Below are 23,332 nucleotides of genomic sequence, written 5' to 3' on the forward strand. Positions count from 1 at the left end.
GAGCCCGCTGACGGGGGAGCGCCGGCACGGCCGTCGCGGCGACGTGGGACAATGGAGGGCAATGCGAGAAACCGATCACAACGAGCGCGAGGAGCTGCTGTCGCAGGCCTTCGCGGACAACCACAGCGACATCGGGCGCGGGGCGATTGACGACGCCGCGTCGGTCACCGCCGGCGACCACCGTGCGGCGGGCGCCGACGGGCGTGCGGGACACGCCGTGACGACCGGCGACATGGACCTCGCCGAGCGCAACTCGTTTCGCCGCGTCATCCGCGAGACGGACGTCCACCATGAGGAGCAGGCCGACGGCTACGACGTCGAGTACCGTAAGCTGCGCCTCGAGCAGGTCATCCTCGTCGGCGTGTGGACGGAGGGCACGGTCGCCGAGGTCGAGGCGGCGCTCGCCGAGCTGGCCGCCCTGGCCGAGACCGCCGGCGCCGACGTCATCGACATGCTCTACCAGCGCCGCGACACCCCGGACCCGGGCACCTACATCGGCTCCGGCAAGGTCGCCGAGCTGCGCGAGATCGTCGCGGCCACCGGCGCGGACACCGTCGTCTGCGACGGCGAGCTCTCGCCGGGCCAGTTGGTCGCCCTGGAGAAGGAGCTCGACTGCAAGGTCATCGACCGCACGATGCTCATCCTCGACATCTTCGCCCAGCACGCGAAGTCCCGAGAGGGCAAGGCGCAGGTCGCCCTGGCCCAGATGGAGTACCTGATCACGCGCGTGCGCGGCTGGGGCCAGGCCCTGTCCCGGCAGGCGGGCGGCCGCGCCGGCTCGAACGGCGGCGTGGGCCTGCGCGGTCCCGGTGAGACGAAGATCGAGGCGGACCGTCGCCGGCTGCGCTCGGACATGGCGAAGCTGCGCCGCGAGCTGGCCGGCATGACCCGCTCACGCGAGGTCAAGCGTCACCGCCGCGCGGAGTCGCTGACGCCGACCATCGCGATCGCCGGCTACACCAACGCCGGCAAGTCCTCGCTGATCAACGCCCTGACGAACGCGGGCGTGCTCGTCGAGGACGCCCTGTTCGCCACCCTGGACCCGACGACCCGCCGCGCCGAGCTCGCCGACGGCCGCGCGGTGATCTTCACCGACACCGTCGGCTTCGTGCGCCACCTGCCCACCCAGCTGGTCGAGGCATTCAAGTCGACCCTCGAGGAGGTCCTCGGCGCCGATCTGGTCCTGCACGTCGTCGACGGCTCGGACCCGTTCCCGCTCGGCCAGGTCGAGGCGGTCAACGGTGTCATCGCCGACATCGTCCGCGAGACCGGCCAGGAGGCGCCGCCGGAGATCCTGGTGGTCAACAAGGTCGACACGGCCGACCCGCTGGTCATCGCGGAGCTGCGCCACGCGCTCGACGACGCAGTGTTCGTCTCCGCGCGCACCGGCGAGGGCATCGACGAGCTGGAGAGCCGCATCGAGCTCTTCCTCAACTCGCTGGACGCCCACGTCACTGTCGAGATCCCCTACACCCGCGGCGAGCTGGTCTCCCGCGTCCACGAGCACGGTACCGTGCTGCGCGAGGAGTACACCGACGCCGGCACGGTGCTCGAGGCCCGCATGCCCACCGAGCTGGCCGCCTCGCTCTCGGAGTTCGCGGTCGAGGAGGACGTCGAGGAGTAGCGGGCAGGCATCGCACACACGCAGATGCCGCGTGCGGTGCGCGATGGGCGCACCGCACGCCGCGTCGTCAATTGAAACGGGGGAGGGCTACTTCTCCGCGGGCATGCCCTGGGCGGCCATGGCCGTGCGGGAGCGGCCGACGAAGGCACTCGCGACGAAGAGCAGCACGACCGCGATGACGACTGCGCCGATGATTCCGTACTGGCCGAAGTTGCTCATCAGGCCGTAGTACAGGCCGAAGACACCGAAGTCGGAGTCGGAGAAGGTGGCCGAGGCGCTGCCGAGCTCACCGAGGAACGGCACGAGCACCAGCGGGACGACCGAGATGACCACACCGTTTCCGAAGGCGCAGATGATGGCACCGCGGCGGCCGCCGACGGAGTTGCCGATGACACCGGAGGCCGCGCCCGTCATGAAGTGGGCGATCACGCCCGGGATGATGATCGTCCAGCTGCACAGGCCGAAGACGATCATGCAGACGGTCCCGGCGACCAGCGAGGAGAAGAAGCCGACCATCACGGCGTTGGGGGGGGGGCGAAGGTGAAGGTGATCGGCACGTCCAGGGCCGGCTTGGAGTTGGGCACCAGCTTCGCGGAGATGCCCTGGAAGGCGGGGACGATCTCGTTCAGCACGGTGCGCACGCCCGCGAGGATCACGAAGACGCCGGCGGTGAACATACCGGCCTGCATGAAGGCCCACAGGATGTAGTTCTGGCCGTCGGAGATGTTCTCCTGGACGTAGGTCGGGCCGGCGATCAGCGCCACGACGACGAAGACCACGGACATCGACAGGAAGATCACCACGTTGGTGTCGCGCACGAAGCTGAGGTTCTTCGGCACATTCATCTTCTCGGTGGAGTTCTCCGGGGCACCGCCGGTCAGCTTGGCCAGCAGGCCGGCGAAGGCGATGCCGATGCCACCGGTGTGGCCCAGCGCGACGTCGTCGGAACCGGTCACACGGTGCATGAACGGCTGGGCCAGGGCCGGCGAGACCGTCGTGATCACGCCCTCGGCGAGCGCGCCGAAGACGACGGCCTGCCAGGCGGGCATGCCGGAGACCATGAAGATGATGGCGATCATCACCGACTGGTACAGCGCGACGTGACCGGACAGGTAGATGTACTTGAAGTTGGTCAGCCGCGCGAAGGCGATGTTGACGACCATGCCGAAGAAGAAGATCAGGGCCGCCACGGTGCCGTACTCCACGAGGGCCGGTGCGACGATCGCCTCGTTGTTCGGCACTACGCCCTGGACATGGAAGACGTCCTGGAACATCTGGCCGAACGGTTTCAGGGCCGAATCGACGATGCCGGCTCCGGCCGCGAGGACCAGGAAGCCGATGAAGGACTTGATGGTGCCCTTCATGGTGTCGGAGAAGCTCTTCTTCTGCAGCAGCAGGCCCAGCAGGGCGATGAGCGCGATGATCACAGCCGGCTGGCGGAAAATGTCCACCAGAACGTTCAACAGGCCGTCCATGATTCTTCCTCTCTGGCGGTTCGGTGGTGGTGTGGCGCGGCTAGATCAGTCCGTTGGCGGACAGGTGATCGCGCAGCTTCGTCTCGAGCTCGTTCTGGTCGATGATGCTGTCCAGGAGGATGCGCGGTTCGAAGCCGGAGGCGGCGTCCTCCAGGTCGCGGCCGACGATGAACAGGTCGGCGTCGTTGGTCGAGGCGCCGCCGAGATCAGAGTGGGTGACCTCGTAGTCGGAGAAGCCGATCGTGTCGAGCGCCTTCTTGATGTTCATCTCCACGAGGAAGGAGGAGCCGAGTCCGGAGGAACACATGGCCATGAACTTCATGATCTGGAACCTTTCGTTGTGTGACGTCTTGTGTCGGTGGTTGGTTGTTTCGGGGGCTGGTAGGGAGGCCTGGATCAGGCGGCGGCGATCGCGGCGCGGACAGCCTCGATGTCGCGGGCGGCGCTGAGCGCCTCGCGGGCCTCGAACTGCATGAGCACCTTGGCCAGCTCGGCCATGATCTGCTGGTGGGCGTGCGAGTCGTTCGCGCACAGTCCCCAGATCAGGTTGACCGGATGGTCGTCCGAATCGCCCAGCGGCACCGGCTCGTCGAGGACCACCAGCGAGATGCCGGTTTCCAGCGCGCCGTCCTCGGGACGGCAGTGGGCGAGCATGAGGCCCTGGCCGAGGGCCATGTACAGGCCCTTGCCGGACTCGACGGAGGCGATGACGGTGTCGATGTAGTTGCGGGTGATGAAGCCCTCAGCCTCCAGCATGCCGAGGCTGCGTTCGACGGCCGCGCGCCAGTCGGAGGCGTGCATGAAGCCGATGCGGGAATCGGGGAGGGGCAGGTCCGCCATGATCAGGCTCCTTTCTTCTGGGACAGGTCGGGTCAAGGGGTGGTCACGGTTGCTGCCGTGCCGCCGGTTCGACGGTGAAGGACATCGAGGCGTCCGAGTCGCGGCGGATCGTCGCCGAGCAGGCGATGGGGCTGCCGGCGGTCGAGGTGACCGTCGACCAGCTCGCCAGGCGCGGCCGGTCCTCAGGGATACCGAGGAGTGCGGCCTCGTCGCCGGTGGGCATACGCAGGAAGACGGTGACCTGCTCGCGGTCCGTCCGCGCGCCACAGGAGCGCAGGACGGCGTAGAGCGACGCGGTACTGAAATCGGTGTCCTCCGCGACCGGGAACCGGTCGGCGCTCCGCCACGCCCGGGTGAGGTGGTGGACGGACCCGTCGAGGAAGCGCAGCCGTTCCAGCCGCATCACCCGGGCGTCCAGGGGGACGCCGAGGCGGGCGGCGATCTGCTCATCGGCGGACACAGTGCCGAAGCTCAGGATCCGCGACTCGACACGGTGGCCGCGCTGGACCATCTGCGAGTGGAATCCGAGCGGGCTCATGACCTCCGCCGGGGCGACCGGGTGGTCGTCCGGGTCGAGCACGAAGGTGCCGCTGCCCTGGATCCGCTTGACGCGGCCCTCGTTCTCGAGTTCATCCAGGGCACGCCGGACGGTGATCCGCGAGACGTTGAGCATCGAGCAGAGCCTGCCCTCGCTCGGGAGGCGGTCACCGTTTTCCTGACCGGCGCAGATGTCGGCGATCGCCGCCTCGGCGACGATGTACTTCGGATGATCCATGATGACCTCCGAGCCGATTGGTCTGATACAACTGCGCTAGTAGTCGTGCTAATGACATAACGACTCAACCGGAAGTAGTAGTGATCCGTTAGACAGATTTCCGTGTGCGACCTGGGCACGCAATAATCGAGGTCTGTGAACGAATCCGAGAACCGCACAGAAGACGCCGGCTCCGCGGGGGCGGGGACCGGCACGGACACCGCCGACGGGGGAGCGGCGGCACCCGCCCGCCGCGGACTGGGCTGGACGCTGCACGGCGACGGCCGGAGGATCCTGCCCGGTGAGGTCGTCGAGCCCGAGGAGCGGCTGAGCTGGCCGCGCACCATCGGCATCGGCATGCAGCACGTCATCGCCATGTTCGGCGCCACCCTGCTGGTGCCGACGATCACCGGCTTCCCGGTCAACACCACGCTGCTGTTCTCCGGGCTGGGCACCATGCTCTTCCTGCTGATGACGCGCAACCGGCTGCCCAGCTACCTGGGCAGCTCCTTCGCCTTCATCGCCCCGCTGACCGCCACCCAGGCCGACGGCATCGCCGTCCAGCTCGGCGGCATCGTCGTCACGGGTGCGGCGCTGGCCTGCGTGGGCTTCATCGTCAAGGCCGCCGGCAAGCGCGTCATCGACGCCGTGATGCCCCCGGCCGTCACCGGCGCGATCGTCGCCCTGATCGGCCTGAACCTCGCGCCCACGGCCGCCGACAACTTCCAGTCGCAGCCCTGGGTGGCCGGCGTGACGCTGCTGGCCATCCTGGTGGCCACCGTCGCCGGGCGCGGCATGGTCGCCCGCCTGGGCATCCTCATCGGCGTGATCATCGGCTGGGTCTTCGCCGCCCTGACCGGTGCGATCGGTCCCGAGGCCGCCGAGCACATCCGCGAGGCCGCCTGGATCGGCGTGCCGCAGTTCCACGCCCCGGAGTTCCGGCTCTCGGCCGTGCTGGTCACCCTGCCGGTGATCATCGTGCTCATCGCCGAGAACGTCGGCCACGTCAAGGCCGTCTCCCAGATGACCGGCCGCAACCTCGACGGCCTGGCCGGCGACGCGCTGCTCGCCGACGGCCTGGCCACCACCGTCGCGGGCCTGTCCGGCGGCTCCGGCACCACGACCTACGCCGAGAACGTCGGCGTGATGGCCGCGACCCGCGTCTACTCCACGGCCGCCTACTGGGTCGCCGCGCTGACCGCGGTGGCGCTGGCCTTCATCCCGAAGTTCGGCGCGCTCATCTTCACCATCCCCTCGGGTGTGCTCGGCGGGGCGACCCTGGTGCTCTACGGCCTGATCGGCATGCTGGGCATCCGCATCTGGCAGGACAACCGGGTCGACTTCAACAACCCGGTCAACCTCACCGCGGCGGCCACGGCGCTGATCGCGGGCATCGGCAACCTGACCCTCTCGGTTGGCCCGGTGGAGCTCGAGGGCATCGCCTGGGGCTCGATCGGCATCATCGTCGGCTACCCGATCCTCAAGTGGCTCTACGTCCACGTCGGCGAGGGCGGCGCGGCGGTCTTCTCCCGGCGCTGAAGCGGGACCCGATCCCGGCGCCGGGGCGGGGGAGGACCCCGCGATCCGGGGTGTGCCCGGGGCCGCGCCCGGGGCGGCGACCGGGCCGTGCCCGGGGCTGCGAGGGGGCTGATCCGGTCCTTGCGGGACATGGGGTGTCAGATTGTGCGACGAAGCGGTCGCACAATCTGACACCCCGTTTTTCGTCGAGGCTCTGACCTGCGACGATTCGCATAACGGTCGTGTGGCCGTCAGAGTGTGCGACGTCGAGATCGCACACTCTGACATCCCGGCGGGAAAATGCCCGCCCGGGCCGGCGGACGAGCCGCGGAAACCCCGCCTACCACCGCCGCACCCCGCCTGCACCGCGGATGACAAGAGCGCCAACGCCGCGCGCAACCGCCCACGGCGCCCGACGGGACGTCGGCAAGTGGAGGGCCGGAAACCGGGCAGGAAACCGGGCCGCAAACACCGCACCCGCCCATGAGAAAAGCCCTCCCGGGGACGGGAGGGCTCTTTCAGTTACAGCACCGGCTCAGGCACCGGCGCCGGCGGCGGACTACTCGGCGTCGAGGTCCTTCTCGATCAGGCCGGCGATCTTCTCCACGGCCTCCGCGTTGTCCGAGGTCACGGTGACCTGGTCGCCCTTCTCGGCGCCCAGGGCCATGATCATCAGCGACGAAGCGGCATCCGTCTCGTCGTCGTCCTCGTCACCACCGACGAGCGACAGGTAGATGTCGTCGTCGTACTCACCGGCGGCGTCGGCGATGATGGAAGCCGGGCGGGCGTGCAGGCCGACGGCGGAGCCGACGGTAACGGTCTTGGAGGCCATGGTCGTCCTTTCGTTGAACGGTTTGCGGCCACGGTGCCCGAACGGATGTCCGGGCGGACACGAGGCCTGACGATCTCGGCCAGAAGTCTAGTCGTCCGAGCCGGTCGTCGCCAGAATGTCGTAGGCCTGCGCGGCGGCCCGCACGGTGCCGGCGACCTTGACGGCCTCCCAGATCGTCTCGCGGCTCAGGCCCTCCTCGCGAAGGGTGTGCTCGTGGGCGGTCAGGCAGTGCTCGCAGCCGTTGACGGCGGAGACCGCCAGCGACCACAGCTCGAAGTCGGCCTTCTCCACACCGGGGTTGGAGATGACGTTCATCCGCAGGCCCATGCGCACGCCGGAGTAGTCGTCGCCGAGCCATGCGCGCGAGCGGTAGGCCACGTTGTTCATGGCCATCACGGTCGCGGCGGCGAAGGCGGCGTCGCGGGCGGCCTCGGAGAGGTGCTCCTTGGCCTCGGCGTCGATCTCGCGCAGCACGGTGGCGTTGCCGGCGGAGGCGGCCACGGCGAGCATGGTGCCCCACAGCTGCTGCTCGTTGAGGTCCTTGGAGCGGGTCAGCGAGCCCAGGTTGAGCTTGGTGTCCTTGGCCCAGTCCGGGAAACCGGAGCGGAGTTCAGCGATGCCCATCTACTTCAGCGCCTCCTGTACGACGTCCATCTTGTTGATGTTCTTGGTCGGGTCGTTGGCCTCCCAGTTGCAGGCGCAGACCTCCTCGGACTGCAGCGCGTCGAGCACGCGCAGCACCTCGTCGACGTTGCGGCCCACGGCGTCCGGGGTCACGGAGACGAACTGGATGATGCCGTCCGGGTCGACGATGAAGGTGGCGCGGTCGGCCACGCCGTCCGCGTTCTCGATGCCCAGCGCGCGCACGAGCTCGTGGCGGATGTCGGAGAACATCGGGAAACCGACGGTCTTGAGGTCCGGGTGGGTGGCGCGCCAGTTGAAGTGCGCGAACTCGTTGTCCACGGAGCCGCCCAGGATCTGGGTGTCGCGGTCCAGGAACTCCTCGTTGAGCTCGCCGAAGGCGGCGATCTCGGTCGGGCAGACGAAGGTGAAGTCCTTCGGGTAGAAGAAGATCACCTTCCACTGACGCGGGTACTTGTCCAGGCTGACGGTCTCGAAGTAGTCCTCGGGCTGCTGGGCGTCGGCCTCGTGGAGGTCGCCACCCTTGAGGGCGGTGAGGTTGAACTCGGGGAACTGATCACCGACGGTGAGCATGTTCACGCTCCTTCTGGGATTCGCAGAGAGATTCTCCGTGGGGCCTCCCGGGTCTGCGGCCCGGTGCCCCGTCGCCTATCGATTCTGGTCGGTTCCGCGGGATTGTCAATAAGTGAAGCAAATTAATTTTGCGGCGCTGATTGTGGCGTTAAATTGACGACGTCCCGTTGGTGCAGGTCCGTGCCCCGCCCGCGGCGTGGGTGCGTGGCCGGGCGCGAAAGGTGCTCTGATAGGTGTGGTGGAACTCATAGAATACGCCCACAAGTGGGGGGTGGTAGTGAGCGGGCCCCGGTGTCGCGTGGGAGCGGCCGGACGGGCCCAGACACAGCGAAACCCCGCCCCCGCGGGTGCGGGGACCGGGGTCGTGGCGGGCCGTGGAGGCCGGAAGAGTCTTAGGCCTTGGCCGGGGCCTTCTCCGCCTTGGCGGCAGCGGCCTCGGCGGCCTTGTTGGGCCAGAACTGCTTCATGGCGATCACGGCGACCGCGCCGACGAGGACACCGGCGATGATCGAGACGATGAAGCCCCACCAGGGAGCGATCGCGAAGATCACGAAGATGCCGCCGTGCGGGGCCTGGCTGGTGACACCGAAGATCATCGACAGGGCACCGGTGGTGGCGCCACCGAGCATCATCGAGGGGATGACACGCAGTGGGTCGGCCGCGGCGAACGGGATGGCGCCCTCACTGACGAAGGACAGACCCAGCAGCCAGGAGGACTTGCCGTTCTCCTGCTCGGCGGGGGTGAACAGGTTCTTGCGCACGAAGGTCGCGACGGACAGCGCGATCGGCGGGACCATACCGGTGGCCATGACGGCGGCCATGATCTTCAGGGAGGCCTCGTCACCGGTGGACAGGCCGGCGGTACCGAAGAGGTAGGCGGCCTTGTTGATCGGGCCACCGAGGTCGGAGCACATCATCAGGCCGATGATGATGCCCAGGATCGCGGCGGAGGAGCCGGACATGGAGGTCAGCCAGTCCTGCAGGCCGTTCATCAGGGCGGCCAGCGGGCGGCCGAGCAGCAGGAACATCAGGGCGCCGACGGTCAGCGAGCTGAGCAGCGGGATGATGACGACCGGCATCAGCGAGGCGACGAAGCGCGGTACCTTCCAGGAGCCGATCCACATGGCGACCAGGCCGGCGACGATACCGGTGACCAGGCCGCCGATGAAGCCGGCGCCGACGAGCACGGAGACCGCGCCGCCGACGAAGCCGGGCACGATGCCCGGGCGGCCGGCCAGCGCGTAGGCGATGTAGCCGGACAGAGCGGCGACGATGAAGCCCATCGACATCTGGCCGGTGGCGAAGCACACGGCACCGAGGTAGAGCAGCAGGCCGGAGCGGTCGAAGTTGTAGGTGGTGCCGTCGAAGACGACCTCGTTAGCCGGTAGGTTGGTCAACGAGTTACCCAGGACGATGGCCTTCCAGCCGTCGTCGGATCCCACGTCGTAGCCGGCGAGCAGGAAGCCCAGGGCCAGTAGCAGACCGCCGGCGGCGACGAAGGGCACCATGTAGGAGACGCCGGTCATCACGGCCTGCTGGATGCGCTTGCCCCAGCCCAGGCCCTTCTGTTCCTCGGCCTCGGCGGCGGAGGAGGAGCCGGCGGTGCCCGCCACGCGGTGGGCGCGCGGGTTCTTCGAGGCGGCGACGGCCTCGTCGATCATCTTGGTCGGCTCGTTGATGGCGCGCTTGACGCCGGACTCGATGACCGGCTTGCCCGCGAAGCGCTCGCGGTCCTTGACTCCCACGTCGGTGGCGAAGATGACCGCGTCGGCGGCCTCGATGGTCTTCGGGTCGACCGGGGTGACGGCCGAGGAACCCTGGGTCTCGACGACGAGGTCGACGTCGTCACGGGCGTCGGCCCCCTGAGTCAGGGAGTCGGCGGCCATGTAGGTGTGGGCGATGCCGGTCGGGCAGGCGGTGATGGCGACGATGCGCGTGACACCGGACTTGGCGGCCGGGGCGGCGGCCTCGGAACCGGCGGCGGAAGCGCTCGCGGCGGTGGCGCCGGCGGCACCCGCGCCGGCGGCACCGGTGGCGGCGGCGTCGGCGGCGGGCTTCTTCTTGGCCGGGGCGTTGACCACGCTGAGGACCAGCTCGACGATGCGCTCCGGGGTCTCGGCCTCGCGCAGGCCGGCCAGGAAGTCCTTGCGCACGAGGGCGCGGGCCAGCTTCGAGAGGATCTTCAGGTGCTCCTTGCCGCCGCCGGCCGGGGCGGCGATCAGGAACACGAGGTGGGCGTCGCCGTCGGGGCCGGAGAAGTCCACGCCGTTGGCCAGGCGGGCGAACGCCAGGGTCGGCTTGGTGACGGCCTCGGAACGGCAGTGGGGGATGGCGACGCCGCCGGGCACGCCAGTGCCGGACTTGGCCTCGCGGGCTTTGGCGTCGGAGGCGAGCACGGCCTGGTCGGTCGCGCGGCCGGCGGCGTGCACCAGGCCGGCGAGCTTCTGGATCACCTCGGTGGTCGAGGACCCGAAGTCGGCGTCGAGCGCGACGAGATCGGGGGTGATGATCTGGTCAGTCATGGCAGTCCTTCTTGAGCACTACTGAGATTGATGGAGTTGATTGGGTCGGTGGTGACGAATTGGCGGGGCGTGGACCCGATGTGTGTGCGCCTGGGTGCGGTCAGTCGACCGTGGAGACCCGGGTGCGCTCCACGTCGGCCTGGTCCGGCCGCGGCAGCGTGGTGCCCGGCAGACCGGCGGCGGCGGAGCCGTAGGCCACTGCGCGTCGCAGGGCCCCGGCGGAGTCCTCTCCGTCGAGGGTGGCCAGGATGAACCCGGTCAGCGAACTGTCGCCGGCGCCCACGGTCGAGGCGACCGTGGTCGGCGGCGGGGTGCCCTTCCACGCGCCCTCGGGGGTGACCAGGACGGCACCGGCCCCGCCGAGGGTGACCAGAACGTTCTCGACGCCCTGCTCGTTGACCTTGCGTGCCGCCTCGACGACGGGACCGAAGTCGCCGTCCTCGGCGAGGCGCTCGAGCTCCTGGCCGTCGACGCCGACCAGCTGGCCGAGCTCGAGACCGTTGGGCTTGATCAGGTCCGGGGCGGAGGCCGGAAAGCGACCGCCCAGGGCGATCATCGGGGCGTCGGAGGTGTCGACGGCGACCTTGGCCTCCGGACAGGCCTCGCGGACGGCGTCGACGAGCGTCGCGTACCAGTCCGCGGGGGCCCCCGGCGGCAGCGAGCCGGCGAGCACGACCCACTGGCCGGCGCCCTCGGGCACGGCGGCGATGAGCGCCTCGGTCAGCTCGGCGCGCTCGGACTCGGACAGTTCCGGGCCGGGGCCGTTGAGCTTGGTGGTGGTGCCGTCCGGCTCGGTGACCGTCGTGTTGGTACGGACCGAACCGGCGACGGTGACGTCGCGGTGCGGCACGTCCGAGGTGGCGACGAGCGAGACGAAGGGGTCATCGGCGCCGGCGGGGAAGACGGCGAGGGTGTCGGCCCCGGCCAGCTTCGCGGCGTGGGCGACGTTCACCCCTTTCCCTCCGGCGACGTGCGTGGTTGACTTGAGGCGAAGCACGGCGCCGCGCTCGAGCGGGCCGTCCAGCTCGAGCGTGGCGTCAGTGCTTGGATTGGGGGTCAGCGTGACAATCACGGTGGCGCATCCTCCTGCGGGCAGGGCCAGTTCGTTCCGCGCTCCATCATTGCCCGTTTGTGTGGGAATGTCAAGCTTTTTATGTGAGTTTATGTGGGGAACCTGAGGGTTTCATGTCTGGTCGGTAGCTGTTCGTGTGGAAATCCAACGAATGGTTCACTAGTATCGGACGCATGACTTCAGGCACTGACACCACCACCTTCACGGGCACCGCGGTTGTCGCCGGTACGGCGTACGCCCCGGTCGTCTGGGTGCGTCCCCGCCCCGAGCTCCCGGGCTCCGCACGCACCGTCGCCGAGGATGAGCGCGACGCAGAGTACGAGCGCTTCGTCACGGCGGCAGACACCGTCGCTGACCGACTCACCGCACGCTCCGCCGAGGCCTCCGGCCCCGCCGCCGAGGTGCTGCAGGCCACCGCCGGCATGGTCCGCGACCGCGGCTGGCGCAAGGCCGTCCGCAAGAACGTGCGGGGCGGCGCCGACGCCGAGTATTCGGTGGTGCAGGCCACCAGCAAGTTCATCAACATGTTCACCGCGGCCGGCGGCCTGATGGCCGAGCGCACCACGGACCTGAAGGACATCCGCGACCGAGTCATCGCCGAGCTGCGCGGCGAGGAGGAGCCCGGTCTTCCCTCCGTCGACGGCGAGGCCATCCTCTTCGCCGACGACCTCTCCCCGGCGGACACCGCCGCCCTGGACATTGACCACTACAAGGGTCTGGTCACCGAGCTGGGCGGCCCGACCAGCCACACCGCCATCATCGCCCGTCAGCTGAACCTGCCCTGCATCGTCGCCGCGGGTCGCGAGATCTCCGAGATCGCCGCCGGTACCCGCGTGATGGTCGAGGGCAGCCAGGGCGTCGTCTACGTCGAGCCCGACGAGGAGGACGCCCGCCGCCAGGTCCGCGAGTCCCAGGAGCGTGCCGTCAAGATCGCCGAGTGGCGCGGCCCGGCCCAGACCTCCGACGGCCACCGCGTCCAGCTGCTGGCCAACGTCCAGGACAGCAACGCCGCCCGTCTGGCCTCCGAGACCCAGGCCGAGGGCATCGGCCTGTACCGCACCGAGATGAGCTTCCTCTCCGCCGCCGAGGAGCCCAGCGTCGACGAGCAGGCCGCCCTCTACAAGAAGGTCTTCGACGCCTTCCCGCACTCCAAGGTCGTCGTGCGCACCCTGGACGCCGGCTCCGACAAGCCGATCGCCTTCGCGAACATGGACGAGGAGGAGAACCCGGCGCTCGGCGTGCGCGGCCTCCGCATCGCCCGCCAGAACCGGTCGCTGCTGACCCGTCAGCTCGACGCCATCGCCAAGGCCTCCGAGGGCCGCGGCGAGGACGCGCCGACCTGGGTCATGGCCCCGATGGTCGCCACCGCCCGCGAGGCCGAGTGGTTCTCCACCCTCTGCCGCGAGCGCGGCCTGACCCCGGGCGCGATGATCGAGGTGCCGGCCGCCGCCCTGATGGCAGACAAGATCATGCCGCACCTGGACTTCGTGTCCGTGGGCACCAACGACCTGACCCAGTACACGATGGCCGCCGACCGCCTGTCCTCGCAGCTGGCGTACCTGACCGACCCGTGGCAGCCCGCCGTGCTGCGCCTGATCCAGCACACCTGCTCGGTCGGCCGCGACACCAACACCGCCGTCGGCGTCTGCGGCGAGGCCGCCGCCGACCCGCTGCTGGCCTGCGTGCTCACCGGCCTGGGCGTCAACTCCCTGTCGGCCGCCTCCACCGCGATCGCCGCCGTGGGCACCCGCCTCTCGGAGTCCACGTTCAAGCAGTGCCAGGAGGCCGCCGAGGCCGCCCTGGACGCCGTGGGCGCCGTCGTCGCCCGCGAGGGCGTGCGCAAGATGCTCGTCGGCGAGTAAGTCGACAGCCCGCCGGCTGAGCCCGGCGTGACACGACCGCCCCGGACCTCGAGAGAGGCACCGGGGCGGTTCTTTCATGTGCGGGCGTGCACAAACGCCGCCGCGCGCCCCGGGGTGGGGCGCGCGGCGGCGATCAGCGGGACGTCGTCAATTGAACGACGCCGGGGGTCACTCCGCGAGGACGACCTGGACGTTGTGGTCGCGCAGGGCGCGCACGAAGGACTCGGGCGCGGTGGCGTCTGTGATGACGACGTCGATGTCGTCGATCGAGGCGAAGCTGACCAGGTAGTCGTTGCCGATCTTCGACGAGTCGCACAGCACGACCACACGGCGGGCGTTGGTGACCATCGCGGACTTGATGGCGGCCTCCTGAGCGTCGGCCGTCGACAGGCCGTGGTCCAGGGTCAGGGCGTTGGTGCCGATGAATGCGACGTCCGCACGCATCAGCGCCAGGGTGCGCAGCGCGGTGTCGCCGACGACGGCCTGGGTGATCGCCCGGACGCTGCCGCCGAGCAGCTGGATCTCGCTGAGGCCCTTGTTTGCCAGGTTCAGCGCGATCGGCAGGGAGTTAGTCACGATGGACCACTGGTTGGCCTGGCCGGAGTCGGAGATGAGGTCAGCTAGTGCGGTGACCGTGGTGCCGGCGTCCAGGAACATGCCCCCGGGCGGCTCGGGGAGGAACTCGAGCGCGGCGCGGGCGATCGCGGACTTCGCGGTCGGGGCGGAGCGCAGGCGCGCGTCCAGGGACAGCTCGGTGGTCTGGAAGGACTGGGTGGCCACGGCGCCGCCGTGGACGCGGTGGACGATGCCCTCCTTGTCGAGCACGGCAAGGTCACGGCGGATGGTCTCCGCCGTGACATCGAAGCGTCTGGCCAGTTCGGTGACGTTGACTCGGCCCTCGACCGCGGTCTGTGAGGCGATCTGGCGTCGTCTTTCCTCGGCGTACATCTCGCTGGGCGCCTCCTCAGATGGGGAAATGTTTATGAGTGTGCGGGGGGAGGGGGCAAAAATGCCCGATGCCAACATTAAACCACAAAATCCCACATTGTTCATAAGCACTGGGGCGCCATAGCAGGAAAAATAACTACACGTTTGTGTGTGAACGTGCCCGGGTAAAAATCGCCATTCCGGTTCGACCTGCACTTGCGGTGCAAAAAGAGGGACCCGTCACGGAAGCGTGTGCAGAGTCCCTGAGGTTGGATCGGGCCCACGATCGGGGGTGGGCGGGTCATTTGTGTCCGCCCGGGCGGGCGGGGGCCGGCCGGAGGGGAGAAGGCTAGAGCTTGCGCATGACCGAGACGACCTTGCCCATGATCCCCGCGTCGTTGCCTGGGATCGGCTCGAAGGCGTCGTTGTGGGGCAGCAGCCACACGCCGCTGGAGTCGCGGTGGAACTCCTTGACGGTCGCCTCGCCGTCGATGAGCGCGGCGACGAACTCGCCCTCCTCGGCGACCGGCTGGGAGCGCACGACGATCCAGTCGCCGTCGAGGATGCCGGCGTCGCGCATCGACTGGCCCGAGACCTTGAGCATGAACAGCTCGCCGTCGCCGACGACGTCCGCGGGTAGCGGGAAGTAGTCGTCGATGTTCTCCTCGGCCAGGATCGGCGCGCCCGCGGAGATGGAGCCGACCATCGGCACGAACGAGGTCTGGGCGTGCTCCGGCGGCTCCGGGGTGCCCTTGCGGCCCTTGACCGGGGCGCCGGAGAGATCGCGGACGTCGACCGCGCGCGGCTTGTTCGGGTCGCGGCGTAGGAAGCCCTTCTTCTCGAGCTCCTTGAGCTGGTAGGCGACCGAGGAGGTCGACTGCAGGCCGGCTGCGTCGCCGATCTCGCGGATGCTCGGCGGGTAGCCGCGCAGCACCACCGCGTCGCGGATGACTTCGAGGATGCGGCGCTGACGCGCGGTCAGGGATGCGGGGTCTCTGGTGGTGGAGTTCTTCTGCTTCTTGGTGGATCGGCTGGTGGCCATGGTTGCGCTCTCCTGGTCTTCGTCTCTCTGATCGGCCGGTTCGGGCTCGCCGGCTGTTCGCTCTCGGCCGGTCGAGGTCCGGTTCGGTCGGGCCCCGGTGTCCGGCTGTGGTCGGTTCGCGTTCAGTATAGCGCGTCCATGGCAACTGTGTTCGAGGAATTTGTCCGGCGTGGTGGACAGACGCCAGGGCGGGTGCTATAACTCGAACACGTACCCGTAATCGAACAGATGAACTAGTCGATGTTCGACCGGTCGCGCCCGACCTTTAGGGTGGACGTCGAACACGGCGAAAGGAGAACCCCATGACCATTTCGATGCAGCGTAACGCACAGTTTGTCCGTTCCGTCAGCGGTCTGGGCGACACCCGGAACACCGCGTCCGCACCGTCGGTGTGGGAGCCCGGCCAGAGCCGTTCGTCCACCGGTGTTCGAACGCTCGAGATTTCGAAAACCGCCTCTCCGAAGGGGCGGGCGACAATACCCGCCGGGGGTACCCGGAAGGGCGGTGTCCGGCGAACGTCTCGGCGAGTTCAGGAACAGCGCAGCTCGCTGCTGGTCGGCGCGATCTGCGGGCTGGTGCTCGTGCTGGGCGCCCTGATCTTCGGTGAGTCCGACGACGCCGCCGGCTACCCGCCGGTCAACATGGGTTCGGCCACCCACCAGGTCTCCACGGTCGACTTCGACGTCACCGCGGCCAAGTAGCTCGCCTCGGGCTGGCATTAGACTCGGGGCAGTGCCCGGGTGTTCCGGGCGAGCCGTCCCGGACCTAGGAGGGTGCCCGCAGTGTACTGCCCGTTCTGCCACAGCGACCGTTCCCGCGTGATCGACTCACGTGTCATCGACGCCGGAACCGCGATCCGGCGCCGCCGCGAGTGCACCGGCTGCGAGGGCCGCTTCACCACGATCGAGAAGGCCGTCCTGCTGGTGGTCAAGCGCAACGGCGTGACCGAGCCGTTCAGCCGCGACAAGGTGGTCAACGGCGTGCGCCGCGCCTGCCAGGGCCGCGACGTGCCCGACGACGCGCTCAAGCGTCTGGCCCAGAAGGTCGAGGAGAAGGTCCGCTCGAAGGGACCCTCGCAGGTCAACGCCAACGACATCGGCCTGGCCATCCTCGAGCCGCTGCTCGAGCTCGACGAGGTCGGCTACCTGCGCTTCGCCTCCGTGTACAAGTCCTTCGAATCCGCCGAGGACTTCGAGAAGGAGATCCGCATGATGCGCCGCCGTGCCCGCGAGGCCGAGTAGGCGGCCGTGGCCGGCGCGCGGCGCCGAAGGAGACGCCGCCTACAGCTTCGCGACCGCCTTTTCGATGCGCCGGCGCGAGACCGAACCCGCCGTGCCCAGGCGCTGGGCGAAGAGGCTGACCCGGAACTCCTGGATCTGCCACTGCACGTCGCGTACCGCCTTCGTACGCCACGATGCCGCCGGCCGGCCCGACATCTTCTTCTGGAGTGCGGCCTTGACCGCCTCGACCTCGTCCTGGCGGTCGGCGTCGCGGTCCGGGTCCTCCTGCATCTCGGTCAGCCGGATCTCCATTGCCTGGAAGTAGCGCGGCAGGTGGCGCAGGTGCGCCTGCGCGTGCACCAGCACCGCCTTCTCCGGCAGCAGGAACTCCAGCTGCGCGCGCATGTCGTCGATTGCCGGACCCTCCCAGCGCTCCAGCTCCGCGGCCACCGACAGGTACGTCACCAGCGCCGGAGCGATCGCCACCACCGTGCGGCGCACCTGGCCGGGCACCTCCGGGGCCACGGCCGCGGCGAGCTCCCGGTACTTCTCCGGGGAGCGCACCGGCCCGCCGTGGGCCATCATCAGGTCCCGGATCGCGGCCACACGCGCCTGCTCGACCAGGCCGTCGACCCCGCCGTGCGGGTAGTTGTCCACCGCCACGCGCTGCTTGAGCGGCAGCCCCCGGGTCATCTGCTTGGCCGAGACCTTGATCTCGCGCATCAGCATCGTCAGCGTGGCCGTGAGCATCGCCGCGTCCGCGGCCTGCTTCGTCGGCAGCACCTTGACCGCCACGCCGCCGTCGGTGGCCACCAGCGCCGGGTAGGCGGTGACCTCGTGGCCGTCGACGACGGTGGTGACCTCCTCGGCCACGTCGCCGAGGGTCTGCGGGGTCCACTTCTCGGCGCGCTTCGACTCCGCGGCCCGGCCCAGCTTGCTCACCGAGGAGCGGATGTGGCCCGCCTGCCGGTCGCGCAGCGCGGGCAGGGACTTGTCGGTGTCGATGACCTTGCCGCGCTTGTCGATCGCCGCGAACGTCATCTTCAAGTGCGCCGACAGCTTCGTCGGGTCGAAGTCCCCGGCGTCGATGCCGCTGGAGCCGCACTCGTGCAGCGCGCGGGCCAGCTCCTCGGTGACCGTGCCCGCGTACGGCTCGGCCAGGGCGAGCGCCTTGCGCGCGAAGTCCGGGGCGGGCACCACCGTGCGCCGCAGCGGCTTGGGCAGCGAGCGGATCAGCTCGGTGAACAGCTCCTCGCGGAAACCAGGCACGAGCCAGTTGAAGTCGGTGGCATCCAGCCCGGCGAGCATCGGCACCGGCACCTTGACGGTCACGCCGTCGTCGGGCGCGCCCGGCTCGAAGCGGTAGGACAGCTCGTAGTCGACGTCGCCGATGCGCATGTGGTCGGGGAAGGACTCCTCGGTCACGGCCCCGGCGGCGTCGGTGAGCAGCTTCTCCGGGGAGAAGTCGAGGAAGTCCGGCTGCTTGTGGCGCTTGCGCTTCCACCAGCTGTTGAAGTGCGCGCCCGTGGTCGCCATCTCCGGCACGCGGGCGTCGTAGAACTCGAAGAGCGTGTCCTCGTCGACGACGATGCCGCGCCGGCGGGCCTTCTCCTCGACCTCCGCGGCCTCCTCGAGCTTGACCGCGTTGTCGCGGAAGAAGTGGTGGCGGGTGTTCCAGTCGCCGTCGACCAGCGCGTTGCGGATGAACATCTCGCGCGCGGCCGCCGGGTCGACCTTGTGGTAGGGAACCGGGCGGTCGGCGACGATCGGCACGCCGTAGAGCGTGGCCTTCTCGTGGGCCATCGCCGCGGCCTTCTTCGTCGACCAGTACGGCTCGGAGTACTGGTAGCGCACCAGACCCGGCGCGGCCTTCTCCACCCACGCCGGGTCGATGGCGGCGACGTCGCGGGCCCACAGCCGGGAGGTCTCGACGACCTCGGCGGCCATGACGAACTCCGGCGGCTTCTTCGCCAGCGCGGAGCCGGGGAAGATCATGAAGCGGGTGCCGCGGGTGCCCTGGAACTCACGCGACTTCCCGTCGCGGGCACCGATGTGCTGGAGCAGCCCCGTCAGCAGCGCGCGGTGTATCGCGTCGGCGTCGCGCTTGCCCACGACCTTCGTCTTCTGCCAGCCCAGCTGCACGGTGACCTCTGTGAGCTGGCGGATCAGGTCGCGCCACTCGCGCGAGCGCATGTAGTGCAGGTACTCGGCCTTCATCAGCTTGCGCAGCCCGTTGCCGGAGAGCTCGTGGCGCTTCTCCTCGACGTAGTCCCACAGCTTCAGGTAGCTCAGGAAGTCGCTGATGGTGTCCTTGAACCGGGCGTGCAGCTGGTCGGCCTGGGCCTTCTTCTCCAGGGGGCGCTCGCGGATGTCGCGGATGCTCAGCGCGGCGACGATGACGATGACCTCCGCCAGGCAGCCGAGCGTGCGCGCCTCGACGAGCATGCGCGCCAGGCGCGGGTCGACCGGGATGCGCGCCAGGTCGCGGCCGACGTCGGTCAGCTGCGGCAGGCCGTCGCGCTCGCGGTCGGTGATCGCGCCCAGCTCGTGGAGCAGCAGCACGCCGTCGCGGATGGCCTTGCGCTCCGGCGGCTCGACGAAGGGGAACTCGGCGATGTCGCCCAGGCGCAGCAGCGCCATCTGCAGGATGACGCTGGCGAGGTTGGTGCGCAGGATCTCCGGGTCGGTGAACTCGGGCCGGGACTTGAAGTCCTCCTCGGAGTAGAGGCGGATGGCGATGCCGTCGGCGACACGGCCGCAGCGGCCCGAGCGCTGGTTGGCGCTGGCCCGCGAGACCGGCTCGATGGGCAGGCGCTGGACCTTCGTGCGCGTGGAGTAGCGCGAGATGCGCGCCGTGCCGGTGTCGACGACGTAGCGGATGCCCGGCACGGTCAGCGAGGTCTCGGCGATGTTGGTGGCCAGCACGATGCGTCGCCCGGAGTGCGGGGAGAAGACGCGGTGCTGTTCCTGGTTGCTCAGCCGGCCGAACAGCGGCGTGGTCTCCACCCCGCGCCAGTGGCGCGCCTCGATGGCGTCCATCGCGTCGCGGATGTCGCGCTCGCCGGGGAAGAAGCAGAGGATGTCGCCCGGGCCCTCGGCCATGAGCTCCTCGCACGCGGAGACCAGCCCGTCGAGCGGGTCGGTGTCGACGACCTTCTCGCCCTCCGTGCGCTCCAGCGGGCGGTAGCGGATCTCGACGGGGTAGGTGCGCCCGGAGACCTCGAGGACCGGGGCCGGCTCGCCTTCGGCGTCGGCGAAGTGGTGGGCGAAGCGCTCCGGGTCGATCGTCGCCGAGGTGATGATGACCTTCAGGTCCGGCCGGCGCGGCAGCAGCCTCTTCAGGTAGCCGAGCAGGAAGTCGATGTTGAGGCTGCGCTCGTGGGCCTCGTCGATGATGATCGTGTCGTAGCCGTTGAGCCAGCGGTCGCGCTGCATCTCGGCGAGCAGGATGCCGTCGGTCATCAGCTTGACGGCCGTGGTCGGGCTGACCTTGTCGTCGAAGCGGATGGCGTAGCCGACGGTCTCGCCGATCTTCTGGCCGAGCTCCTCGGCGATGCGCTCGGCGACGGTGCGCGCGGCCAGACGCCGCGGTTGGGTGTGTCCGATGCGCCCGCGGCGCCCGCGGCCGAGCTCGAGGCAGATCTTGGGGATCTGCGTGGTCTTGCCCGAGCCGGTCTCGCCGGCGATGACGACGACCTGGTTGTCGCGGATCGCCTCGGCGATCTCGTCGTGCCAGGCGGTCACCGGCAGCTGCTCGGGGTAGTGGATCTCCGGGACGTGCTTGTCGACGTCGCGCAGGCGTTGCGCGGCTGCGTCGATGTCGGCGCCGATCGCGGCGCGCGCCTTGGGCGCGCGCGCCTTACGCAGGCGGCGTCGGAAATTTCTCTCGTCGGCGATGCTCACCTCGTCGAGCCGGGAGTAGAGCTCGTCGCGGGAGGGCGCGGCGGTGTCGGCGTCGTGGTTGCGGTCGGTGTTGTTGCTGGAGTCCATGTCGATGGGGAGATTCTAGTCCGCCCGGGCGCGCCGCACCCCGGCAGGCCGGTGGAAGGCGGGGGTAAAGGGTAGCCTCACGGTGTACGAAACTCAGTGCACCGAAAAGAAAGGGTCTCTCCCGATGACTGGACCTAACGATCCCCGTGACAAAGGGGACGCGGACGACCGCGACGGAATGACCCCCGGCTCCGGCTCCGGTGACGGCTCGGGCTCCGGCTCCGGGCAGGGTGCGGCCTCCGGCTCGTACCCCTCTTACCCGGCCTACCCGTCGACCACCCACCCGGAGGACCGCGAGGACTTCGGCAAACCCGGCGCCGGTTACGGTGCCGCGGGCTACGACCAGGGCGCGGGCTACGGCGCGGACTACGAGGGCTACGGCTACGACGCCGCCGGCTACGACCAGGGCTACGGCTACGGCGACGAGCCTGCGGTGCGTCAGGGCGACGGCCGGGTCTCGATCACCGAGTCGATCGCCTGGGGCTTCCGGGCGGTCTTCTCGGGCTGGCAGGTCTGGGTCCTGGGCACCCTCGGGGTGTTGGCCGTGGTCGGCGTGCTCGGCGGCATCGGCGTCGCCGCGGACATCAACTCCGGCAGCGAGACCGGCTCCGCGGTCGGCTTCGTGATCAACTCGCTGGTCAACTTCGGCATGCTGTTCCTGATGCCGCTCGTCTACAACCTGGCCCTCGGCCACGTCAGCCGCGGGCGCGTGGACTGGAGCATGCTCAAGGAGAACCTGAACTACCTGCCCACGCTGGGCATGTCCGTGGTGGTCAGCGCCGTCGTCGGCATCCTCGTCGCCGTGATCCTGGTCCCGGGGCTCCTCCTGACCGTCTTCTCCGCCGCCAGCACCTCGACCGGCGACGACCTGCCCGCCGGTGCGCTCATCGGCCTGGGCGTCGTGATGCTGCTGGTCCTCCTGGTCGGCCTGATCGCCGGCCCGCTGACCGCGCTGTGGACCTGGGTGGTCGCGGACCGACGCGCCTCCTTCGGCGCCGCGATCGGCGTGGGCTTCCGCGCCGGCCTGAAGAACTTCTTCCCGCTGCTGGGCCTGAGCATCCTGCTCGGCCTGATCACCTTCGTGCTGACGCTGATCACCTTCGGCCTGGCGCTGCTGGTGGTGATGCCCGCGTCCTACAACGCGCAGGCGCACGCCTACCGGCAGGCCGTCGGCGGTGTGATCCCCGCGCGCCGCTGAGCCTCGGTGCGGGCGGCTGAGCGCCGCTGAGTGTCGGTGACCGCCGGTGCGGGCGGCGGCGCGTGAGCCGCTGAGCGCGGATCGCGTGAGCCGCTGAGCGCGGATGAGGACGCGCGTGAGTCGCCGCCCCGCCGCCCCGGCACCGACCGAGAAAACGGGCCCCGTACCCGGTGAGACCCACCGGGTACGGGGCCCGTCGCGCTGCGTCGAGCGGCTGCGGGAGCGACCCGCAGCCCGCCGCCCGGACGCCGCGCCTAGGCGAGCAGTTTCTCGGCGGGGCGGGAGGCCTCGTCGTAGGCCTCGCGCATCAGCCGGCCGATCTGCTCGAACTCGTGGGCGCGCGAGCTCGAGGAGCGGTAGACCAGGCCGATCTCGCGGTCGGCGCGCACGATCGGGCCGAAGGTGGCGGTGGCCACGCCGGTGCGGTGGCACTCGGCGTCGACGGCGCTCATCGGCAGGAGGGTGGCGCCGAAGCCGGCGGAGACCAGCTGCATCAGCGTGGTCAGGCTCGAGGCGCGCGTGACGGCGTGCGCGGCCTTCGACGGGTTGATCTCCGCGCGGCGGCACAGGTCGATGATCTGGTCGTGCAGGCAGTGACCCTCGTCGAGCAGCAGCAGGTCCAGCTTGTCCAGCACGTCGAGGTCGAGGTCGTGGGCGCCGGCCAGCGGGTGGTTCTCGGGCACGACGACCACGAACTCCTCGGTGTACAGCGGCAGGTCCACCATGCCGGAGGCCTCTGAGGGCAGCGCCATCAGCGCGAGGTCGATCTGGCCCTCGCGCAGCATGGTCAGAAGGTGCTTGGTCTTGTCCTCGACGACCGAGGGGCTCAACTGCGGGCAGTGCTCGCGCAGGCGCGGCAGCAGGGTCGGCAGCAGGTAGGGCGCGATCGTGGGGATCATCCCGATGGTCAGCGGCCCGGTCAGCTCGCCGCCGGCGCCGCGGGAACGGTTGAGGAAGGCGTCGGCGGCCTCGAGGGTCTTCTTGGCGAAGGGCAGCAGCGTCTCGCCGATGGCGGTGACGATGACCTTGCGGGTGGAGCGCTCGATGAGCTGGACCCCGAGCCCCGTCTCGAGGGCCACGAGCGCCTGCGACAGTGAGGGCTGGGAGATGTTCAGCTTCTGCGCGGCGGTGCCGAAGTGCTTGTTCTCGGCGATGGTGACGAACGTCCGCAGCTGGGCGAGCGTGGGGCGGTACTCCTTGTTCGACATATCAATCAGGGTAACCTATCGCCGCTCGGAATG

20 protein-coding genes are annotated in these 23,332 nt (G+C 69.5%); 6 read left to right on the forward strand and 14 right to left on the reverse strand.

What is annotated here, in order from left to right:
- The first annotated feature begins 61 nt into the window (after positions 1-61).
- Entirely contained in the window at positions 62-1,624 is a 1,563-nt protein-coding gene (gene hflX, locus QQA02_RS02995) for a GTPase HflX (protein WP_284775104.1), read from the forward strand.
- Between the two features lie 87 nt (positions 1,625-1,711).
- Here hflX and QQA02_RS03000 read toward each other — a convergent pair whose 3' ends face one another.
- The 5 genes from QQA02_RS03000 to QQA02_RS03020 form a co-directional block, all read right to left on the reverse strand.
- Positions 1,712-2,140, reverse strand: a complete 429-nt coding sequence (locus tag QQA02_RS03000; RefSeq protein ID WP_284775103.1) for a PTS transporter subunit IIC — start codon at positions 2,138-2,140, stop codon at positions 1,712-1,714.
- Positions 2,140-3,099 (reverse strand): PTS ascorbate transporter subunit IIC, encoded by a 960-nt coding sequence (ulaA, locus tag QQA02_RS03005; RefSeq protein WP_284863265.1) that lies wholly within the window; start codon positions 3,097-3,099, stop codon positions 2,140-2,142. Before ulaA ends, QQA02_RS03000 begins: the two co-directional genes overlap by 1 nt.
- A 40-nt stretch (positions 3,100-3,139) precedes the next feature.
- The gene (locus QQA02_RS03010) at positions 3,140-3,421 is read right to left on the reverse strand and encodes a PTS sugar transporter subunit IIB (RefSeq protein ID WP_284775099.1); all 282 of its coding nucleotides are present in this window, start codon (positions 3,419-3,421) and stop codon (positions 3,140-3,142) included.
- Between the two features lie 74 nt (positions 3,422-3,495).
- On the reverse strand, positions 3,496-3,939 hold the full coding sequence (locus QQA02_RS03015; protein WP_284775097.1) for a PTS sugar transporter subunit IIA: 444 nt from the start codon (positions 3,937-3,939) through the stop codon (positions 3,496-3,498).
- Positions 3,940-3,982: 43 nt separating this feature from the next.
- Positions 3,983-4,714, reverse strand: a complete 732-nt coding sequence (locus QQA02_RS03020) for a GntR family transcriptional regulator (RefSeq protein ID WP_284775095.1) — start codon at positions 4,712-4,714, stop codon at positions 3,983-3,985.
- Positions 4,715-4,951: 237 nt separating this feature from the next.
- Here QQA02_RS03020 and QQA02_RS03025 point away from each other — a divergent pair, with 237 nt between their 5' ends.
- A complete protein-coding gene (locus QQA02_RS03025) occupies positions 4,952-6,232 on the forward strand; it encodes a uracil-xanthine permease family protein (protein ID WP_284775129.1) in 1,281 nt (426 codons plus the stop codon).
- Between the two features lie 538 nt (positions 6,233-6,770).
- On the opposite strand, the gene QQA02_RS03030 is transcribed toward QQA02_RS03025, so the two are convergent.
- The 5 genes from QQA02_RS03030 to QQA02_RS03050 all read right to left on the reverse strand — a co-directional run bounded on the left by QQA02_RS03030 (position 6,771) and on the right by QQA02_RS03050 (position 11,852).
- The gene (locus tag QQA02_RS03030) at positions 6,771-7,043 is read right to left on the reverse strand and encodes an HPr family phosphocarrier protein (protein ID WP_075663672.1); all 273 of its coding nucleotides are present in this window, start codon (positions 7,041-7,043) and stop codon (positions 6,771-6,773) included.
- Positions 7,044-7,130: 87 nt separating this feature from the next.
- Entirely contained in the window at positions 7,131-7,667 is a 537-nt protein-coding gene (ahpD, locus tag QQA02_RS03035) for an alkylhydroperoxidase, AhpD family (protein WP_284775093.1), read from the reverse strand.
- Complete coding sequence (locus tag QQA02_RS03040; protein ID WP_284775091.1) at positions 7,668-8,264, reverse strand: peroxiredoxin; 597 nt, start codon at positions 8,262-8,264, stop codon at positions 7,668-7,670.
- Between the two features lie 386 nt (positions 8,265-8,650).
- Complete coding sequence (locus QQA02_RS03045; RefSeq protein ID WP_284775089.1) at positions 8,651-10,780, reverse strand: PTS fructose transporter subunit IIABC; 2,130 nt, start codon at positions 10,778-10,780, stop codon at positions 8,651-8,653.
- 100 nt (positions 10,781-10,880) lie between these two features.
- Complete coding sequence (locus QQA02_RS03050) at positions 10,881-11,852, reverse strand: 1-phosphofructokinase family hexose kinase (protein WP_284775087.1); 972 nt, start codon at positions 11,850-11,852, stop codon at positions 10,881-10,883.
- A gap of 173 nt (positions 11,853-12,025) precedes the next feature.
- Between QQA02_RS03050 and ptsP the strand changes: the two genes are divergently transcribed.
- A complete protein-coding gene (gene ptsP, locus QQA02_RS03055) occupies positions 12,026-13,714 on the forward strand; it encodes a phosphoenolpyruvate--protein phosphotransferase (RefSeq protein ID WP_284775085.1) in 1,689 nt (562 codons plus the stop codon).
- A gap of 168 nt (positions 13,715-13,882) precedes the next feature.
- Here the strand turns inward: ptsP and sugR are convergent, their stop codons facing one another.
- Positions 13,883-14,662 carry a transcriptional regulator SugR gene (gene sugR / locus QQA02_RS03060; protein ID WP_284775083.1) on the reverse strand — a complete coding sequence of 260 codons (780 nt, stop codon included), beginning with the start codon at positions 14,660-14,662 and terminating at the stop codon, positions 13,883-13,885.
- Between the two features lie 328 nt (positions 14,663-14,990).
- Positions 14,991-15,683: a transcriptional repressor LexA gene (gene lexA, locus QQA02_RS03065; RefSeq protein ID WP_284775080.1), complete on the reverse strand. Its 693-nt coding sequence runs from the start codon at positions 15,681-15,683 to the stop codon at positions 14,991-14,993.
- A 302-nt stretch (positions 15,684-15,985) separates the two neighbouring features.
- Here lexA and QQA02_RS03070 point away from each other — a divergent pair, with 302 nt between their 5' ends.
- Both QQA02_RS03070 and nrdR read left to right on the forward strand, forming a co-directional pair.
- Positions 15,986-16,384 carry a hypothetical protein gene (locus QQA02_RS03070; protein WP_284775079.1) on the forward strand — a complete coding sequence of 133 codons (399 nt, stop codon included), beginning with the start codon at positions 15,986-15,988 and terminating at the stop codon, positions 16,382-16,384.
- A gap of 81 nt (positions 16,385-16,465) precedes the next feature.
- Positions 16,466-16,924 carry a transcriptional regulator NrdR gene (nrdR, locus tag QQA02_RS03075; RefSeq protein WP_284775077.1) on the forward strand — a complete coding sequence of 153 codons (459 nt, stop codon included), beginning with the start codon at positions 16,466-16,468 and terminating at the stop codon, positions 16,922-16,924.
- A 39-nt stretch (positions 16,925-16,963) separates the two neighbouring features.
- On the opposite strand, the gene hrpA is transcribed toward nrdR, so the two are convergent.
- A complete protein-coding gene (gene hrpA, locus QQA02_RS03080; RefSeq protein ID WP_284775076.1) occupies positions 16,964-20,893 on the reverse strand; it encodes an ATP-dependent RNA helicase HrpA in 3,930 nt (1,309 codons plus the stop codon).
- A gap of 124 nt (positions 20,894-21,017) precedes the next feature.
- On the opposite strand from hrpA, the gene QQA02_RS03085 reads away from it, so the two are divergent.
- Positions 21,018-22,091, forward strand: coding sequence for a DUF2189 domain-containing protein (locus tag QQA02_RS03085; RefSeq protein ID WP_284775074.1), 1,074 nt, complete (start codon positions 21,018-21,020; stop codon positions 22,089-22,091).
- 254 nt (positions 22,092-22,345) lie between these two features.
- Here the strand turns inward: QQA02_RS03085 and QQA02_RS03090 are convergent, their stop codons facing one another.
- Complete coding sequence (locus tag QQA02_RS03090) at positions 22,346-23,299, reverse strand: hydrogen peroxide-inducible genes activator (protein WP_284863267.1); 954 nt, start codon at positions 23,297-23,299, stop codon at positions 22,346-22,348.
- Between the last annotated feature and the right edge of the window lie 33 nt (positions 23,300-23,332).

This window comes from Corynebacterium sp. MSK006 (genome assembly GCF_030232385.1).
In the GTDB taxonomy this organism is placed as follows: domain Bacteria; phylum Actinomycetota; class Actinomycetes; order Mycobacteriales; family Mycobacteriaceae; genus Corynebacterium; species Corynebacterium frankenforstense_A.

Excerpts from the sequence above, each read along its gene's own strand:
- QQA02_RS03045 (WP_284775089.1), bottom strand. The coding sequence starts at position 10,780 with ATGACTGACCAGATCATCACCCCCGATCTCGTCGCGCTCGACGCCGAC.
- ulaA (WP_284863265.1), bottom strand. The coding sequence starts at position 3,099 with ATGGACGGCCTGTTGAACGTTCTGGTGGACATTTTCCGCCAGCCGGCT.
- ptsP (WP_284775085.1), top strand. The coding sequence starts at position 12,026 with ATGACTTCAGGCACTGACACCACCACCTTCACGGGCACCGCGGTTGTC.
- QQA02_RS03030 (WP_075663672.1), bottom strand. The coding sequence starts at position 7,043 with ATGGCCTCCAAGACCGTTACCGTCGGCTCCGCCGTCGGCCTGCACGCC.
- lexA (WP_284775080.1), bottom strand. The coding sequence starts at position 15,683 with ATGGCCACCAGCCGATCCACCAAGAAGCAGAAGAACTCCACCACCAGA.
- QQA02_RS03000 (WP_284775103.1), bottom strand. The coding sequence starts at position 2,140 with ATGGTCGGCTTCTTCTCCTCGCTGGTCGCCGGGACCGTCTGCATGATC.
- QQA02_RS03015 (WP_284775097.1), bottom strand. The coding sequence starts at position 3,939 with ATGGCGGACCTGCCCCTCCCCGATTCCCGCATCGGCTTCATGCACGCC.
- ahpD (WP_284775093.1), bottom strand. The coding sequence starts at position 7,667 with ATGGGCATCGCTGAACTCCGCTCCGGTTTCCCGGACTGGGCCAAGGAC.
- QQA02_RS03070 (WP_284775079.1), top strand. The coding sequence starts at position 15,986 with ATGACCATTTCGATGCAGCGTAACGCACAGTTTGTCCGTTCCGTCAGC.
- hflX (WP_284775104.1), top strand. The coding sequence starts at position 62 with ATGCGAGAAACCGATCACAACGAGCGCGAGGAGCTGCTGTCGCAGGCC.
- sugR (WP_284775083.1), bottom strand. The coding sequence starts at position 14,662 with ATGTACGCCGAGGAAAGACGACGCCAGATCGCCTCACAGACCGCGGTC.
- QQA02_RS03010 (WP_284775099.1), bottom strand. The coding sequence starts at position 3,421 with ATGAAGTTCATGGCCATGTGTTCCTCCGGACTCGGCTCCTCCTTCCTC.
- QQA02_RS03090 (WP_284863267.1), bottom strand. The coding sequence starts at position 23,299 with ATGTCGAACAAGGAGTACCGCCCCACGCTCGCCCAGCTGCGGACGTTC.
- QQA02_RS03020 (WP_284775095.1), bottom strand. The coding sequence starts at position 4,714 with ATGGATCATCCGAAGTACATCGTCGCCGAGGCGGCGATCGCCGACATC.
- hrpA (WP_284775076.1), bottom strand. The coding sequence starts at position 20,893 with ATGGACTCCAGCAACAACACCGACCGCAACCACGACGCCGACACCGCC.
- QQA02_RS03085 (WP_284775074.1), top strand. The coding sequence starts at position 21,018 with ATGACTGGACCTAACGATCCCCGTGACAAAGGGGACGCGGACGACCGC.